General features: G+C 37.0%; 18 protein-coding genes. 7 read left to right on the top strand and 11 right to left on the bottom strand.

Annotation, left to right across the window (positions count from 1 at the left end):
• Positions 1-20: 20 nt before the first annotated feature.
• From AAEY62_RS14520 to AAEY62_RS14510, 3 genes are read left to right on the top strand one after another with little or no spacing between them, the layout of a single operon-like run.
• On the top strand, positions 21-422 hold the full coding sequence (locus AAEY62_RS14520; RefSeq protein ID WP_197237200.1) for a curli production assembly/transport protein CsgE: 402 nt from the start codon (positions 21-23) through the stop codon (positions 420-422).
• Positions 412-837, top strand: coding sequence for a curli assembly protein CsgF (locus AAEY62_RS14515; protein WP_024591990.1), 426 nt, complete (start codon positions 412-414; stop codon positions 835-837). Before AAEY62_RS14520 ends, AAEY62_RS14515 begins: the two co-directional genes overlap by 11 nt.
• Complete coding sequence (locus AAEY62_RS14510; protein ID WP_007584410.1) at positions 837-1,610, top strand: CsgG/HfaB family protein; 774 nt, start codon at positions 837-839, stop codon at positions 1,608-1,610. The genes AAEY62_RS14515 and AAEY62_RS14510 overlap by 1 nt, the downstream gene beginning before the upstream one ends.
• Before the next feature lie 157 nt (positions 1,611-1,767).
• Here the strand turns inward: AAEY62_RS14510 and AAEY62_RS14505 are convergent, their stop codons facing one another.
• The 4 genes from AAEY62_RS14505 to AAEY62_RS14490 form a co-directional block, all read right to left on the bottom strand.
• Entirely contained in the window at positions 1,768-2,457 is a 690-nt protein-coding gene (locus AAEY62_RS14505) for a response regulator transcription factor (RefSeq protein ID WP_007584415.1), read from the bottom strand.
• Positions 2,458-2,642: 185 nt separating this feature from the next.
• On the bottom strand, positions 2,643-4,145 hold the full coding sequence (locus AAEY62_RS14500) for a trehalase family glycosidase (protein WP_024591992.1): 1,503 nt from the start codon (positions 4,143-4,145) through the stop codon (positions 2,643-2,645).
• A gap of 14 nt (positions 4,146-4,159) precedes the next feature.
• Entirely contained in the window at positions 4,160-5,398 is a 1,239-nt protein-coding gene (locus AAEY62_RS14495; RefSeq protein WP_024591993.1) for an MFS transporter, read from the bottom strand.
• A 175-nt stretch (positions 5,399-5,573) separates the two neighbouring features.
• Positions 5,574-6,581, bottom strand: coding sequence for a LacI family DNA-binding transcriptional regulator (locus AAEY62_RS14490; protein WP_007378432.1), 1,008 nt, complete (start codon positions 6,579-6,581; stop codon positions 5,574-5,576).
• 285 nt (positions 6,582-6,866) lie between these two features.
• Here AAEY62_RS14490 and AAEY62_RS14485 point away from each other — a divergent pair, with 285 nt between their 5' ends.
• Positions 6,867-9,119 carry a TonB-dependent receptor gene (locus AAEY62_RS14485; RefSeq protein WP_024591994.1) on the top strand — a complete coding sequence of 751 codons (2,253 nt, stop codon included), beginning with the start codon at positions 6,867-6,869 and terminating at the stop codon, positions 9,117-9,119.
• A gap of 70 nt (positions 9,120-9,189) precedes the next feature.
• Here AAEY62_RS14485 and AAEY62_RS14480 read toward each other — a convergent pair whose 3' ends face one another.
• The 5 genes from AAEY62_RS14480 to AAEY62_RS14460 form a co-directional block, all read right to left on the bottom strand.
• Positions 9,190-9,711 (bottom strand): hypothetical protein, encoded by a 522-nt coding sequence (locus tag AAEY62_RS14480; RefSeq protein ID WP_350635198.1) that lies wholly within the window; start codon positions 9,709-9,711, stop codon positions 9,190-9,192.
• Positions 9,712-9,767: 56 nt separating this feature from the next.
• On the bottom strand, positions 9,768-11,306 hold the full coding sequence (locus AAEY62_RS14475) for an EAL domain-containing protein (protein WP_350635196.1): 1,539 nt from the start codon (positions 11,304-11,306) through the stop codon (positions 9,768-9,770).
• A gap of 78 nt (positions 11,307-11,384) precedes the next feature.
• A complete protein-coding gene (locus tag AAEY62_RS14470) occupies positions 11,385-12,020 on the bottom strand; it encodes an SGNH/GDSL hydrolase family protein (protein WP_350635194.1) in 636 nt (211 codons plus the stop codon).
• Between the two features lie 8 nt (positions 12,021-12,028).
• Positions 12,029-12,538 carry a DsrE family protein gene (locus AAEY62_RS14465; RefSeq protein ID WP_350635192.1) on the bottom strand — a complete coding sequence of 170 codons (510 nt, stop codon included), beginning with the start codon at positions 12,536-12,538 and terminating at the stop codon, positions 12,029-12,031.
• Positions 12,539-12,610: 72 nt separating this feature from the next.
• Positions 12,611-13,084 carry a flavodoxin family protein gene (locus tag AAEY62_RS14460; protein ID WP_197237205.1) on the bottom strand — a complete coding sequence of 158 codons (474 nt, stop codon included), beginning with the start codon at positions 13,082-13,084 and terminating at the stop codon, positions 12,611-12,613.
• Positions 13,085-13,160: 76 nt separating this feature from the next.
• Between AAEY62_RS14460 and soxR the strand changes: the two genes are divergently transcribed.
• The 3 genes from soxR (at position 13,161) to AAEY62_RS14445 (ending at position 15,746) form a co-directional block, all read left to right on the top strand.
• Entirely contained in the window at positions 13,161-13,619 is a 459-nt protein-coding gene (gene soxR / locus AAEY62_RS14455) for a redox-sensitive transcriptional activator SoxR (RefSeq protein ID WP_024607319.1), read from the top strand.
• 410 nt (positions 13,620-14,029) lie between these two features.
• Positions 14,030-14,671, top strand: a complete 642-nt coding sequence (locus AAEY62_RS14450) for a hypothetical protein (protein ID WP_007584429.1) — start codon at positions 14,030-14,032, stop codon at positions 14,669-14,671.
• Positions 14,661-15,746, top strand: coding sequence for a rhomboid family intramembrane serine protease (locus AAEY62_RS14445; protein WP_007584430.1), 1,086 nt, complete (start codon positions 14,661-14,663; stop codon positions 15,744-15,746). Before AAEY62_RS14450 ends, AAEY62_RS14445 begins: the two co-directional genes overlap by 11 nt.
• A 60-nt stretch (positions 15,747-15,806) precedes the next feature.
• Here the strand turns inward: AAEY62_RS14445 and AAEY62_RS14440 are convergent, their stop codons facing one another.
• Together AAEY62_RS14440 and AAEY62_RS14430 are read right to left on the bottom strand one after the other, a co-directional pair.
• Positions 15,807-16,313, bottom strand: a complete 507-nt coding sequence (locus tag AAEY62_RS14440) for a DUF6795 domain-containing protein (RefSeq protein WP_024592003.1) — start codon at positions 16,311-16,313, stop codon at positions 15,807-15,809.
• 675 nt (positions 16,314-16,988) lie between these two features.
• Positions 16,989-17,645: a hypothetical protein gene (locus tag AAEY62_RS14430; protein ID WP_165721747.1), complete on the bottom strand. Its 657-nt coding sequence runs from the start codon at positions 17,643-17,645 to the stop codon at positions 16,989-16,991.
• Positions 17,646-17,723 lie beyond the last annotated feature (78 nt).

Here is a 17,723-nt window from a genome sequence, read left to right as displayed (position 1 = left end):
GCAACTCTCCCCATTTAGTTATGCATAATAATAAAAACCATTACCAAGTATTATTACTTTCGCTTTCTCTGTTATTAATGCCCGTATCTTATGCCGCTGAAGAGTTGGAGATTGACGGCCTACTACTTGATAGGAGTATTAGCCGCTTTGGTCATCAGTTCTATTTTGAGTTTTCTAATTACTGGCGAGATCTCCCTTCAACTGCAGGTTTTAACATTGAAATTAAAGAAACGGTCATTCCAAAAGCAGGCACAAAGCTGTCGTTAATAATGAATAACCAACTTGTTTACGCAACTTACTTAGGTAGACGACTAGAGCCTTTAAATGAGCGTGTGGAGCAGGCTGTTTATACAGTGATAGATGCAATGGCTCGCGAAAACATGGCAGTGTCAACACCCGATATGGCTAAAGATGGATGGTAAAATGAAAAATATAGCCCTTATAATAATAACAACATTAAGCTTTTCAGCAGCAGCAACTGAAATAATTTACACCCCAATTAACCCAAGCTTTGGTGGTAACCCACTCAATGCAAATATGCTGTTGAGTAAAGCCCAAGCTCAAAACAAGCATAAAGCACCGGTAATAGAAAAAGGTTACGCTGAACAATTTCAAGAAACTCTAGAGCGCACCTATTTAAATCGTATGGTAAGAGAAATTACCGATATGGCATTTGGTGAGGACATAGAAGATAGCCTTTTCAATCAAGACTCCATATTTATGAGTGGCGATTATCAAATTGAAGTTATAACCAGCACAACCGATTCTATTACAGTAAGAATAACAAATATAATTGATGACACCGTGGTGATCATTGAAGTACCGAGGTTTGGATAATGTATAAACTACTAATAACAATAATATTAATTGGATTGAGCGGTTGTGCGAGCCTAGGGAATTTAATTCCACCATCGCAACAAAAAGCAGTTAGTTTAGAACCAACCGAATTATTCGCAGATCTGAAAAACTTACCTAAACCTGTTGGCAGTATTCCGGTATCTGTTTACTCATTTAGAGATCAAACAGGTCAATATAAGCCACAAACTAACGTTAGCTCATTTTCGACTGCCGTTACTCAAGGTGCTAACTCAATACTCATACAAGCATTACATGAATCTGATTGGTTTACGCCGGTAGAGCGTGAAGGTTTACAAAACATTTTAACTGAGCGAAAAATTATTCGTGCGGGCCAAGCCGATAATCCTAACCAAGCTGATTTACCTCCGCTAACAACCGCAAAAATCATTTTAGAGGGCGGTATCATAAGCTACGACACTAATGTAAAAACAGGTGGTTTGGGTATGGAATACTTTGGTATAGGCGCATCAGAGCTTTACCGCGAAGATGCTATTTCAATATACTTACGCGCTGTTGATGTTCGTACAGGACAAGTACTACTGAGTGTAGCCACCAGTAAAAAAGTACTTAGCCAAGAAATGCGTGCAGGCTTTTTTAGATACGTAAGCTACAAACGACTAGCAGAAGCAGAAGCAGGCTTTAGCGATAATGAACCTATGAGTATTTGTGTTACCCAAGCAATAGAAAAAGCACTCACAGATCTCATAACAAAAGGTATTGATAAAGGCTTATGGGCTAAAAAATCGGCGTGAACTGATTTCCTGGATTAACTAAAGGCTACATATTGTAGCCTTTATAGGTTGTGTGATTAGTGAGTTGAAAGTGCTTCGCTAACCCAACCCTTATAAAGGGTCTAGAGGATAAAGTTTTTACTTTAATAACTTTAATAATGTATTGGTGGCTCTACTCTTATTTAGCCATTGGCAGCAAAACAGATATATAGCGCTGTGCCCAATTAGCAAGCTCCACCCTGTTGCGTGAGTTAGTTTTTTTAAACGCACTGTATAAATGTGTTTTTACAGTGTGGTCGCTAATGTTAAGTTTATCAGCGATTGTATTGTTACTCGCCCCCTGTGCAATTAAATGAATAACAGACTTTTCTCGTTTTGTTAAATGATCGTAATCGTCCTGCTTTAATTCAATGTCGTCGTGTAAGCTATTAAACGACGATGCCACGGCTAAAATATCGTTAAAAGCTTTTGAAATCACTTTACGCGTAAACCAAAGCTCGCCAGTATTAACACGAAGTAACCCTTTAAAAATATCTTCTGGTGGATCAGATTTATAAAAAACACCATTAAAATGGTTAAGCAATAAGTTTTGCTCGCACACATCTTCTTTATCAACATTAAAGATGACAACGCTATAGTGTTTAGCTAAACAAATAAGGTCAGTCGGAATAAGGTCTTGCCATTTGCTTTTAGCACCATCTATTAAAAACAAATCATAATTTGTGCGCTGCTCAGCTTTAGGAATAACTTCGTCCATTTTAATATCACCAAACAAAGCTTGTAATGTTCTTAAAATAGCGGTGTAGTTGTGTGAATGAAAAGATGACTGAAACGTTGTTTTTACAAATACTGAATTTTTATGGGGCATAAATTTCGTCCTTGAAACATTTACACTACATTACCTAAATCAAATACAACTTACAATGAGATTTTGGTATTAAAATAAAGCTACCGCTTCTCACCCTAAAACAGATAAAAACCTTTTAAATCAATACATAACCTACATTACCTTTGTTTTTACAATTACTTTTGTAAGATAAATAACAGATCGGATTAGTAGTTTAGTAATTTATAAAATCGAGTCGTTACGCCATTAGTCCAACCAAAACCCTGCTGTACTTGATATTCACCACCACTGGCTAAAACCGCTGGTGTGCACACATTGTATTTTTCGAGTAAGCACTTATTTACTGCAAAATTTTGCTCAACCATATTTACCCAATTTTGCATTATATGTGTACTCAATTGAGTAATACCGTAGTTATTAAGCCCTTTTACCGCAAGCCATTGGAGTGGAGCCCAACCATTTGGACTATCCCACTGCTGAGGCGTTTGAGTAATAGTTGTAACAATACCACCCTTTTTTAAAAATTCATTGGCTAATATTGTAGCTACCTTGATTGCTTGCTCATTACTGGCTAAATTAACAAATAAAGCAGTAGTTGCCGCTGCACTAAGTATTGGAGATTGAGCCGTTGTACGGCAGTTATAATCAACAAAAAAACCGGTTGGTTCATTCCAAAGGTAAGCATTAATAAGCGCCTTGCGATTGCTGGCAAGTAATTGGTAATGCTCTGCTTGTTCACTATTGCCGAGCAATTGAAAGAATTTGCTTAATTGATTCTCTAAGTTATACATAAGGCAGTTTAAATCTATAGGAACAATATCAGTTGTTTGAATAGAGCTTAGTAAATTAGACTCACCAAGCCAACGAGAACTAAAGTCCCAACCCGACTCACATGCAGCGCGAATATTACGATAAAAATCAGATTTTTTCTCCTTCGCCAACCCTTCCGCTAGCGCTAAATCTTCACGCAATGACTCTGCTCTTGGCTCACTTACATCGTCCCAATAACGATTTAAAACACCACCACAAGGCATTCTTACTACCCGCTTTGAGCCCAATAAATCACTCGAAAGCAACTGCGCGTCTTGCATCCAAAATATATATTCTTTTTCAAGTGCTGCAACACACATAGCAAGCCATTGCGTATTGAGTGATTTGCTATGCGTATGTTCCCATAATAACTCGACCATGAGTGCTAAAACCGGTGGCTGCGAGCGTGATAAATAATAGCGACGGTTACCATTTGGAATACAACCATAATCGTTAATTAAATCGACAAAGTTAAGTAGCATATCTTCAACTACATCACCTTTATCTGCATCGATTAAGCCCAATGCTGTAAAATAACTATCCCAATAGTAAATCTCTTGAAAGCGCCCGCCAGGCACAATATAGCTGTGCTTTAGTGCTAGTAATGAATCTTGCTTCGGGGTATCCGCCTCTCTTCTAAGGCCACTCCATAACGAGTCTATATAATGTTTAACCGATGACGTATCAGCCTCAGTGCCCATTGCTAGCACTGGGGAAGTAATAAAGTGTGCGTTTACAAACTCACTAAGCTGCGTATTAGTTAAAGGCGCTAATTGTTCATAGCTTTTACATGCACTTTGCCAATTAACACGCGCAATTGCATCTGCGAATGTTTTACAGTCGCTAAATACATGCTGCATTTGAACATCTTTAAATAATTGGCTGTCAAAAAAACTCATAACTTTCCTTACTGTTAAGCTGTCGTTGCGTGTTGTGAGATAGCGTCGGTTCGTTTTTTGAAAAAAATCACGCTAATAAAAATCAAACTAATGGGAACCAAAGAAAGGTAAAACGCATGCTGGCCACTAAAGTGCTCAAATACATAACCAGTTATTATTGAGCCTGTTGTTCCACCAAGTGCTGAAAAAACTACAATTAAGCCAGTCATAGCGGCATGACGATGTTTTTCAAGAGCGCTGAGCATAACTGAGTTAAGTACCGGATAAATAGGCGCCATGAAAAAACCAATTAACGGTAAAATAAATGCAGCAAGTGGTGCATCAAATAAGCTAATTACTGTATTTTCAGTAACATTCTCAGTAAGCGGTAGGGTAATAAGTATGAGGCCGGCCATCGCAATTAAACAACTGCTCAATACAACAAACCAGTGAATGTGTTTAAGTACTTGCCCTGCTACTAAGCGCCCAAATGCAAGTGCCGCAGCAAAAATACTGGCCAGCTGAATACTAATAGCTATAGGAAGTTTTAAAACTTCATTATTGAATGTGGGTAGCCAAGTACCTACGCCCTGCTCAATTAATACGTATAAAAAAGCACTAATTATAAATATGAGTACCAACGGTTGATATGTTAGCTTAAGCATGGCGATAAAATCGAACCAACAGGAGCGTTTAGTTTTACTTATAATGGCGGGCTTTATAGGCGCAGCAATTACGCTCGCTATAACGATTAGGGCCAGAGCTGCTAGCAAGTAATAAACGTTGAGCCACGCGGTTGAATCGTTTGGATCTATAAAAGCAGTAAAAATCCAATAGCCACTTAACACACCAACCATGAAAATGCCCTCAATGGTGTTTAACAATGAAGAGTGGCTATTTGCATCATCTGTCACTTGGCCGATAATAGAGTAAACCGACACTTTAACCACAGCAAAGCCACAACCAATGGCGGCAAATAAAATTTTAAACGCATAAAAGTCACTAATTAAAGCCGTACTTACACAAGCAAGGGCAACAACAGTAAGTGCCCCAAGCATAGCCAGTTTATAGCCTAGGCGAGGAATAAACGAAGCCACTACAAATGACATTATCGCAATGGATAAATCTTTAAACCCCTCAAGCACTGAAGCTTCTGTTTTACTTACCCCAAGGGTATTTATTGCCTGCAAAATAACGGTGCCCACGCTATTTAACAAAATAGCGAAAATAAAGTAACTTGCTGCAATTGCCAGTGTGACTTTTGTTTTACTCATAATTGCCCTCGCTTTACAGCGTTATTTAAACGCTATAACGACCTTTATTGTATGCCCATAACGAGTGCATACACAGTGTGTGTTTATATCAGTGAGGTTTGAGTTTAGTTTAGAATAGCCCTCAATGCAATCGTTTGCATTTTAAATTTAACATTAACTCAACATGATTTATAAACTATCTTTTACTTGATTGGCGGGTAATCAGTTCAATATCAATTACTTGTGATTCAACTTTTTCACCAGCTAGTTGCTGCATCAACTTTTGAACTAATAGCGTGGCTGCGTACTGTGTGTTTTGTCGGATAGTTGATAATGAAGGGTGGCTAATGTCGGCCATAGCAATATCATCAAAACCTACTAGAGCGACATCATTAGGAATGCTTACATAACGCTCTTTTAAGGCTTTCATGGCACCTAAGGCAACCATATCACTACATGCAACTATAGCATCAAAATAAAGGCCTTTTTCACGCAGTAATTGGTTAATTGATTGATACGCTGAGCTACTTGTAATATCAATAGATACAACATGTTGCTCTAATTTATGGGATGCTAATGCGGCAGAGTACCCTCTATGACGCTCACTAATTTCACCATGTTCTGGGTCGCCTAAAAATACAATGTTTTTAGCTCCGTGCTCTATTAAATGCGTTGTTGCTTGCAAGCCTCCCAAGTAATTGTCACTTCCTACAATGGGGTAGTTGCTAGGTGTTTTAGGGTCTCCCCATACCACCAGCGGAATACCTGCGTTAGCTGCATTTTCTATATTGGTTTGGTTTTTACCTTGACCTACAACAATAATACCGTCTGCACGGCGGCTATTAATAAAATAATTAGCCCAATCGTCTTGCGCCATGATTGAATTAGATAGTAAAAGCTCTAACCCTTGCTGATTAAGTGCAAGATTAATTTCGCTCACTACTTTAAGTAAAAACGGATCGCTAATCGACTGCTCTGTTTGTTCGTCAAGGTTAATTATAACCGCAACTACATTGGTTTTTTGTGTCCGCAACCGACTTGCAGCCGTATTAAGACTAAAATTATGCTCTTTAGCTAAGCGCTGAAGTTTATCGCGGGTTTCTTGCTTAATTAGCGGATTATCATTAAGCGCACGCGAAACTGTAGAGGTAGACACGCCTGCTAGTTTCGCTAAATCAGTTAATTTAATTTTTTTGTTATTCATGATCTTCCTAAATAGTCGCTTACCACTGATCAATACAATTATCTAACTCGCTGACAATATAGCATTATTATTTTTTGCTGGCGCGAACAACGACCCAAAAAGTGTTTAACATATAAATAAGCTCAATAAATAAACTATATAAATTCATAAATAATTTACAAATAAATATTGCAAACGTTTGCATTTATCTCTAAGGTTTCAATATACACAGCCTATTTACAATGCTTTTTAGTAAAAAGACTGCAGTAATACACTGTTTAATACACTAAAAACGGGATCACACACATGAAAATCAGTAAAGCAAAAAGTACACTAGCGTGTGCCATTACTTTAGCGCTTAGCACTCAATGCGCATTTGCTGCAGAGCAAGCACAAGAAAAACAAAAAGTTGAGCGTATTGTAGTATCAGGAACACCCACAGGTGTTGGAATAAGAAAAATAGATGCTAGCTATGCGGTAACTAATATCGATAGTGAACAAATTATTAAATTGTCTCCAAAAAGCACCGCTGACTTATTTAAAGCAATACCTGGAGTTTGGGTAGAAAGCTCAGGTGGTGAGTCAGGTGCGAATGTATTTGTTCGTGGTTTTCCTGGCGGTGGGGATGCCCCATTTTTAACGCTAAGTATTGAAGGTTCACCAATTTACCCAGCATCAACCTTATCGTTTTTAGAGAACTCATCAATGTTTCGTGTTGATGAAACCATTGAGACAGTAGAAGCCCTGCGTGGTGGACCTAATCCTGTTTTATCTAACGGACAACCAGGATTAACAACCAATTTTAGATTAAAACGTGGTGGCGAAGAAACAGAAGGCTTATTTAAATACACAACTTCTGATTACGACTTACAGCGAGTTGATGCTGTGATGAGTGGTGAAATTACTGACGATTTATACTTTATGGTTGGCGGTTACGTAAAAAGCTCACCGGGTATTCGTGATGCGGGCTTTACTTCTGAAAAGGGGAGCCAATTTACAATCAACATTACTAAAGATTTAGATAACGGTGAGCTTAACTTTTATACCCGCCAAACAGACGATCACGGTGCATGGTACTTACCAACACCCCTTAATGTTGATGGTATTGACGCAGAATATACGCAACTTGGTACGCTAAATCGTCAAGCAACAATATTTACAGGCCCCGATGCACAAGCACTTGATATTGACCTAGGTGATGGCAGAGGGTGGGACGGCCATGTTTCGGGCGGTAGTATTAAGCTAGAGCTAAAAGGTGGTTGGCATTTTTCAGATCGCTTTAACATTACCAAAGGCGATGCAAATACCTACGGTTTAGTACCTAGTGGCTCAGCAACAACGGTTGGAGCAGTTGCTGATAACGGCCAAACTGCATTTGGAGCAGTTACAAACACTGAATACGCAAGCGATACCCCAGTCCAACAACTTGGTCGATGGGTAGTACTTAAAGAAATCAGCTCATTTACTAATGATTTAGCTTTTTCGAAAAAATTTGGCGACCTATCAACAACCTTTGGATATTACACTGCAAGTACTTCAGCAAAAGATTGGTGGAGCTTAGGTAACACTGCATACCATGTACTTGAATCAGGTGGCGAAGCATTGGCTGGGATTGAATGTAATCAAAACACCGATGGTTGTGATTTTAACTACGACATAAGCTCAACAGGTGATGCGCGCACTAACGCGTTTTATGTCACCGGTGAATACAAATTTGCTGATGCGTTTACACTTGATGTTGGCGTACGTCAAGAAAACCACGAAGTAGAATACAGTGTAGATGAGGGCCTTGACGGTATTATTACTAAAACCGTTAGCTATGATGAAAGTAAAACATCGTGGACTACAGGGTTAAACTATTCAATTAATGATGATATGGGTGTGTTTGCCCGTGTTAACCGTGGTTATAAAATGCCTTACTTTGATGACTTTAGAGATAACTTTGATGCTTACGAAGGCGGCGAAAAGCTTATTAAAGAAATAACTCAAGGCGAGCTTGGCTATAAGTTAATTACTGAATCAACCGACTTTTATGCAACCGTATTTGTAAATGAAGTTAAAGGCGACACATTTGTAAGACGACCTGGCGTACCAGCAGAAATTTTAACAAACGAAGCATACGGTATAGAGCTTGATTACAACTTTAATCATGATTCTGGTTTTTCTGTTAATTTAAATACGACATTACAAGATGCTGAAATTACAGAGAGCCCAACAAACGATGGTAACCAGTCGCAGCGCCAACCAAAATGGCAAGTACGTATAACGCCAAGTTACGATTTTGAGCTACAAGGTATGTATGCAACTTTATACGGTACGCTTTCAGCGGTTGATGATCGCTTTGGCAATAACGAAAACACTGTAACACTCGACGGCTACGAAAAAGTTGATTTAGGTTTAATATTAGAACCAATGGAGGGCATCAAGCTTCAAGTAGCAATAGATAACTTAACGGATGAGCAAGGCATTACAGAAGGTGATCCACGTAATGCTGATGCACCAAATGGTCGTTACATTATGCCTCGTACAACGCGCTTTAGTGTAAGTTACGCGTTTTAAATAAAATACAATATAAAGGGAGCATTCGCTCCCTTTCACTTTAATTAACCTAAACAAATGAATTTAAAGGCTACTCAATATTCGCTTTTAATTTATTTAACGCATCAACCGAAAAACCTCGATCATAAAAATATAAAATTTCGCCGCTGCTATTTATAAGTACCACACGAGAGTTATTTGGGCTTTGATTACCTGTAAACTTTTGAACTGTCTCGCCATCTTTATAAATAGTGATTACCCCACCCCATAATTCTTTAGGGATGCCTTTGCGCATACCGCTGTCTATAAATGTGCTAAACATACGTGGTGCCATGCCGGCAATGGTTGGTAGTTCGTATGTAGGGAGCGTTACGCCCGCCATATCTAAACCAATTAACCAACGGTCTATATCAAACTGGCTGTCTTGCTTGTACCCAATGAGCAGTAGTGTTTTATCTGCTTTAAAATCGCTGGGTATAGTCACCATGCTTTGCTCTAAACTTTCGCCGCTAATGCTTGGGAACTGCTTACCTGTTAACTGCTGGTTTGGATACTGTGTTGTACACGCACTAAGTAATAAAAATGCAAAAGCACTTAATGTTAATTTGATCATAATAAACCTAATATTTATAAATTTCATACCGATACGTTTAGTATGGCTGCTGAGATCTAAAAATGCTGATTAGTTATATAATTTTTAAATTTAGACGCAGTCATGGGTTTACCATACTTCCAGCCTTGTCCGTAATGCACACCCGCTGTTTTTAAAATTGCTTCTTGCTCAGTGGTTTCAATCCCTTCTGCTACACAGGTATAATTAAACTTATGCACAAGTTCCATAATATTTGGGATCATAGAGGCTTTTAAGCCCTCAGTTGCTATATCTTGAACAAACGTACGATCAATTTTAAGTTGATGAAAGCTCAAATTTTGTAAGTTTCTTAAATTCGAATAACCCGTACCAAAGTCATCTAATGATAAGTTAAACCCCGATTCAACCAAGGTTCTAAAATGAGCATGCGCGATGCTTGTATCAAGGTATTCGTCTTCAGTTATCTCTAAACAAATAATAAAGCGTGAATTGGTAAGCTCTCTAATTTGGGGCAGCAACGACACGTTACCCAGCTCTACATCACACGGAAATATATTAAGCGACACTTTGAAGCCTTTAGGCAATACCTCTATAGAGGTTAGCTCTTTGATTGTGGTGGCAATCATTGCCTCAGTAAAAGTCCAGGTTAAATTATTTTTTCTAATAACCGGAATAAACTCATCTGGAAATAAAGCACCGTACTTATCTTCAAAACGTGCAAGTACCTCGCAACCAATCAGCTTGCCACTTTGCAAACAAATAATGGGCTGGTAAGTCCAATAAAATGATCCCTTTTTAAGCCCTTTACGAATTCGCTGATTAGTAGAGCGTCGTGCAGCAATTCTCGCATCAACTATTAACGCACTCGATATGCCCGCTAAACAGGTTAAAATTAACGAAATTATTAATAATAAGTGATTATTAGAAAAAAACAGACTCCAAGGCAAGTGCACTACTACACAATATTGACTACTTGTAGAACTGCAAACTGAGTTAGTTTCGTAAGGAAAGAAAACGCTGTTTTTTACCTGCTGGTACAGCCCCTCTTTACCTGCTAAATGATGCAAAGTATTTGGTGTTTTATAAATAACTTCCCAATCTGGCGCAGTAATTCCGATGTTGGTAAAGGGCGTGCTCTGCATAATTAAATTATAGTCCCCTTGTCTGACTATAATTACCTCCATAGGGCGCTCACTAAATAATAATAGATAAAGCTCTGGCTCAAAACGAACCCTCACCTTCTCATCATCTCGAATAAAGTCAGGCTGTTTGTCGTTAATTGGTTTACTTAATAAGCCTGCGCCAGTAGTACAAACTAGCTGGTTATCTTTAAAAAAGCCTATATCAATTACATATTTTGCGTCAAATAAAGCGCGGCGCATCTCAAGAAGAGTTGTATTATCACACTGTTTAAACGCAAGCTTATTTAATGGGGTAAGAATTCGACGCCTCTCTGCAATTGCACCTTCTACATGACCGAGAATATATTCAGCATCATACTTTGTTTGTGCTGTTAACTGCTGCGCTGCAAAATTGAGCAAGATAAAACAGCCAGTTACAAAAACTAACCCTCCGGTTAAAATGGCTATAATAGATTTTTGTTGGTACTTTTTCATAGCATCTCGAAGTTGTTAATTTATATCACTACTTTATTAGATGATTGCATAAGTCGCATTAAATTCAAACAGATAGATTCAAGAATTATTGAATGAATTTTGAACCAATTGAGTAATTTTAGCACTTAGCGTTAAATGCTGATTACTTTCAAAGTGAAGCCCATCACCGGCTGTTACATTAATAAATGTATTAAAATCAATAAAAGTACATTTATTATTAGCCGCAACGCTTTTAAATGCACTAGTGAGCTTTGTTGCTTTTGTATCTGCACCTTCGTAAATACGCGAATACTGCTCAGTGATTCTTATTTTAGGTGGGCTAGCAATAATAATTTTAGGGGGTTTTAAAGTACTACCTTGCTGATAATAAATATGTATTGAGTTAATTAAATCATTTAAGCCACCAGCTATTAAACTAGGTGTTAAATTAAAACGTTTTTTAAGATCGTTTGTACCAAGGGCAATAATAATAAAGGCGAGCTCATGCTTATCCAAGTAAGGCTTTAGATAACTAACACCATTAAGCACGCCATCAAACGGTGGATTATGCACTAACGTGCGGTTAGGCTGCCCTGCCTCTATTACGTTAAAGCCACACCCTAAGTTTTTATTTAATAACGATGTCCAACGGGTATTTTCATCAAAGCGTTTTCCCGTTACAGGGTTTAAAGCCCACGTATTAGAATCACCAAAGCAGAGAATATTTTTTGTCATGTTAATTATTAAAATGGATTGAGTGTATAACCCTGCTGTTGCAGCTGGGCATGTGCTGTCATCGCCGAAAGTGACATTTGCACACCTTCAATTAGTTGTTCTGGTGCTACTTTATGATGCGTAGCCGATTGCCCACATACATAAACCACGGTGTTATTGGCCAACAATTGCTTTATTAAACTTTGATTTTTGTTATCTGCTTTAAAACGTTCTTTATATTCACTATTAGCCAATACATCAACGCTAGCACTACCATGTACCACTAACGCTAATTGAATGTTATCTGGCTTTACACCGTGTGCTACATGCATATTAATAAAACGTGCAAGTGAGTTCATTGAATTGTTCTGCTCACCTTTTTTAGCGCCATCACCAACATCAAAGGCTATTTTGAATACCGTAGAGTCATTAATCTGAACATGCTCCGGTACACTATAAAAGCAACCAAAGTCTTTAATAAGGTTTTCACCCGCTTGCGAAAATGGGCTTATAAGTAAAAGCAATAATAGGTATTTCATAAACAATCCTGTGTTTTAAATAAGTTAACCTATTTATAAAACTAACAGAAGCAAAGAAGAAAGGGCAGCTTATCATGCTGCCGATTGAGTGTTTTTATGATGGTGGTTAATAAACTGCATACCTAAATAGCTAAATGTTCGTTTAAACATCTCTACAAAAATATCAGGCGCTTCAAGCGATGATGCGTTTGATAACAACGAAAAATCTTTATTACGTAAAGCCCGTAACTTCGGCTTCAAGGTTTCGTCATCCATGTAATCTGTGATCCTATCTATAAAAGACTTCATTTGTACCGTAGTGTTATACCAATAAACAGGAGACGCGAACACCCAATGGTCGTACTTTAAAACTGCTTCAAATAGCGCGTAAAAGTCATTATTTTTATAGTTTTTGTCATAACAATACGGCGCAATTTTATAATCATCCAGACAAATTACGCGCACATCATTTTGCTCGGCAAAGCTATTAACATGGGCTGTGGTATTGCCGTTTTTTCGTGCGCTTGAATAAATAATAACAGTATTACGCTCAAGTTTTTGTTGCATTTAGTTAGCTCCTTTTTTAATGTGGTAGAAGCTTAAAACCTCAAGTTATATTGAGGTCAACTGAAGGATTAAAATTATGCCACTAGGACAAAAAAAATTAACCGAAGCTAACCTAACCGTTGGCTATGTAGCAAAAAGAAGTGGTGTAAAAGTATCTACTCTTCACTTTTACGAAACTAAGTTTTTAATTAAGAGCTGGCGAAATAATGGTAATCAGCGACGTTATAAACCTGATGTATTACGCCGTGTAGCTGTAATAAAAGCAGCTCAAGCGATGGGAATTACGCTCGATGAGATTAAAAACACCTTAGCGACCCTACCCGACAACCGCACACCAACAAAACAAGACTGGTCAGCACTTTCAAAACATTGGCAAGCGCAACTTGATGAGCGAATTGCGCATATGCAACGCCTGCGCGACAAAGTAGACGGTTGTATAGGATGTGGTTGCTTATCACTTAAAAGTTGCCCAATTTACAATAAAGATGATCATTTAGGCGAAAATAAAAGCGGCGCTGTGCTTTTAAATACATAGTCTTTGCCTGTATAAAAAGTTCTCCACTTTTGTATAACAAAATAAATACCCCTCTTAGGCGTTGGGTCAACAACGCCTTAAATATAAAGGCTAACTACGCCTCATTATTGAGTTATTAAAGAAGGTTTTTTTAGTCCGTTTATTGGTAATACGTTACTTTGCTAACAAAATAGCCTCAGGTACTACAAAAACTCTCTATTCATTAATATAGAGTCATGAAGTTTCTTGTTTAGTTGGATCGCTAGATGATTTAAAAAACAATTTAAAATTTAGGGGAAGGGCTATACTCGAATGGTTTCTTTAATATATGTAAAAAGTATATTCAATGTGGGTAGGAGCATTGCTAACTGGTTAATTTTTAAGTATTCTTGTGCGCCTAAAAAGGAAGTAAATATTCAAGGAACAAACTGTTGGAACCAACTAATCACACCCCTGAAAACAATACAAAACCACCTGTAGTTACTCAAAAATTTTCGCAAGCCCTTAAAACGGTCGATCACAAAGAACTAAAAAGTACTGGTTTTTGGCTAAATCAATTTTTTATGGTTATTTCTACTATATTCGGCGTGTATTTAGCTGCTCAAAGCGGCTTAGAACAAGCGCTTAAATTTGACTCATTTAGTAAAATGGAAGATAACTACTATTTGCGCACCTCCTTATTTGACGAAGTTGCTGATAATGCAAACAGTATGGAAGAGTATGCTAATTTACTTGCAAAAAGCCCATCAATAAAAGAAATTGAGTATTTTAAACCAACACTCGAAAAGTACATTTGGCAAACGATGCAGTACTCTCCAACTACACTCGAAACCCCAAGTGAATTACTAACGCAAATACGTCGATTTTACTCAAGAGCTAAATTTTTAATAGACGCTGTAGCTAATAAAAGGATTTCCGCTAGACAAGCAGCTGAAGAATTAAAAGAGATTACTAATTTAATTAAAACTCAAACACTCCCTGCATTAAAAAATAGCGCTAAACAATTAAAAATGGAATTACAGCAGAATGATATTTCTGTTGGTTCGTTAAAGGAACTTACAAATGCCAACTAAAAGCTGTCCACATTGTAAAGATCATCCACTAGAAGTAACCAATTATCAGGGTGAAGAAATAGATATTTGCCGTGAATGTGGTGGCTTATGGTTCGAAAAAAATGAAGTGAATCGCATGATTTCCGAGATAAATGACGGCCCAGAAGGTGATAAATTTGAAACTCACTTTGGTGAGCCATTAGGCGTTTCTGAGCTTGACTGCCCTGATTGTAAAAAAAGTTTAGAACGTTTTCACTTACTGGAAGCTTTTCATACCGAAATTGATGTTTGTAGACACTGCGATGGCACCTGGATTGATAAAGACGAACTTGAAAGTGTTGAAAAAAGCCCTGAAATAAAGGTGAGTTTAGGCGAGCTAAATCAAAAAGTGAGTTGGAAAACCTACTTGTTTCAATTTTTAACGCAAATGCCTGTTGAATATAATATTAAGCCACAAAAGACTCCTTGGGTAACTCGCGGTCTTATTGTTTTAAATACATTGATTTTTGCACTTTATTTTTTAAACCCGAGCTCATTCAGCTATGTCATTGATAACTTTGCCATGACACCTGCAGATTTAAGCAAAGGTAATGAGCTATGGACTGTATTAACTTGCGTATTTTTACATGGCTCTATAATGCATTTAGTCGGCAATATGTACTTTTTATACATCGTTGGCGATAACCTAGAAGATGTTTTAGGCCATAAACGCTTTTTGTTATGGTATTTAGCCTGTGGACTACTCGCATCGTTTGCAAGCTACATTGTAAGCCCAATGTCTACAATTCCAGGCGTGGGTGCAAGTGGCGCTATAGCCGGTTTATTTGGCATGTATTTAATGTGGTTCAGACACGCAAGCCTTACTTTTATGTTTATAATTTATCAGAAGAAACTTTCTGCGGTATGGTTCTTCGCTATTTGGTTAGGATTTAACATTTTTGGTGCAGTAACAGGCCCCGATGGCATTGATTATGGTGCGCATATTGGTGGCTTTATAGCTGGATTAATTATTGGTTATATTTTAAAAAGTAAAATATTAGAGCAAAACCCTATTATTCGTCTGCTAAATCAAAAAGAAGCGCAACTTAAACGTTAATTAATTTAATAAAGTCATCAATAATAAATTGGTGACTTTATTAAATCTCACTACATAAACTTATAACTTACAGCGAGTATATACGGTAAAAAAATGTCCTGTGTTTTTAATCGGTATATCGTATGTTATTGGCTCTTCAGTAAGCTCGCACTCTAAATTACTTAAGTTATCAGCAAATAAGCCTTGATGCTCTGTAAAAAGAGTATTTAGAACCCATAAAACTGAATCATCAGTATTTTTATTTTTTATATGAATACTTTGCATTAAAGAGCTATTAAAAAACATGTTTGAAGGCTTTGAACTGCGTATTTTTTTATTATTAAAATAGAAGTAACCATTACTGTCACTTATAGCTTCATCAACATAAGTATCGCCATAAATTAGCTCTCTTGTCACTGTAACGCCTTGTTGAGGCTCACCATTGCTTAATAATCTGCCTTTAATAGACAACGACAACGTAACGTCTTGCTTGTTAAAAAAGCCAAACATATCTGCATATCCTTGCATTGGTATTAATAAAAATAGAATAAGTGTTAACGTCACGCCTGCTGTTCTTGTCTTGATCATAAAAATCCCTCTTGTATTTGTATTTTTAGCCTAACAACAAAAGCCAACTTGTAACATATTTTAAATCGCTATTCTTAGGATTATGCCTATATAGATTTAGCTGATTTACTGGCGATATTAAAAATAACTACAATAATAAAGTCTAAATATTTATACATTGCTATAAGCGAGGTAAGCTGACCTTAAAGTATGGAGATTAAGGTGGGGTCTAACTTATTGCCTTTACATTACACTTTTACGAAACAAAAGGACTTATACATAGTTGAATAAATAGCGTTAATCAACACAGTTATAAACCCGATCCACTACGCCGAATATCTGTAATAAAAGCTGCTCAAGCTATAGGGATTACACTAGACGAAGTTAAAAATACACATGTAGCGGCGGAGCGTTCCCGTTGATAGCTTTTTTATACTGTGGCTGCTTATCACTTAGAAGCTGTCATCTTTATATAAAGATAAAAATTTTGGGGATGAGAAAAATGGAGGAATATTATTAAATAAACGAATTAATATTAACTAGAATGTAATAAAACGTTAAAAATAACTAAAAATTAAAAAATAGGTATATATTTTAATTTATAAATTATAAAAACTCTTAATCACTGCATTAATGATATTAAATAGTTACAAAAAATAAAGCCTTTTAGAAAAAAATACTAAAAGGCTAAAGCAATTATTTTTTACCAATTAGTTCTTTAACAATCGCATTCATTTCTAGTGGCATTTGCGCCAGTATTGAATCATTGTCATTCGCTAAAACTAAATCTTTTTCAATATAAGATACAACTTCTAAATCTTTAACATTAATTACGCCACCAAAAGCTGTAACGCGTCTAACGCCTGGAACTGGAATCCCACCAGTACTATCTACGTGTAAAACAATCACATTTTCAAAAGAAAAGTTTTTATCATTAATAACACCTGAACTCTTAAGTGCTTTAGTTAATTTTTCCATTGAATACTGTAAGTCAGTAGCAATTTTTTCTCCATAGTGATTTATTTTATAATCACCTTTGCTTGCACCGCGGCGAATGCTTTCACCTAAAGTCCAAGAAAGATTTCCCACCACACTATATAACTGCTGAGCTGAAATAACTGAAGTACCATATTGACCGGCAACACCAGCGGTTATAGCCAAGCCAACTTCACTGCTATTACCAGGCACGCCATGCAATGAAACCGGAAAGATTAAAGCAGGGTTGTTAGTAGATAGGTTGATTGGTTGTTCATATTTATCATTAACTTTTAATTCAGTTGACATACAACCAGTCAAAATTAATGTACTTGTAAGTGTAACCGTAGTTAATACTTTTTTTAAAAATGTATTCATTTCCATCCTTTTTAATGTTTATTGTTATTCCCGCGCAGAATTATACAAATTATTTCAAAAAAAACAACATTAAAATAA

It is taken from the genome of Pseudoalteromonas sp. GW168-MNA-CIBAN-0100 (assembly GCF_040309225.1).
Classification (GTDB): Bacteria; Pseudomonadota; Gammaproteobacteria; order Enterobacterales; family Alteromonadaceae; genus Pseudoalteromonas; species Pseudoalteromonas arctica.
Note: the sequence above shows the minus strand (reverse complement) of the source record. Positions and strands in the feature narration are given on the sequence as shown.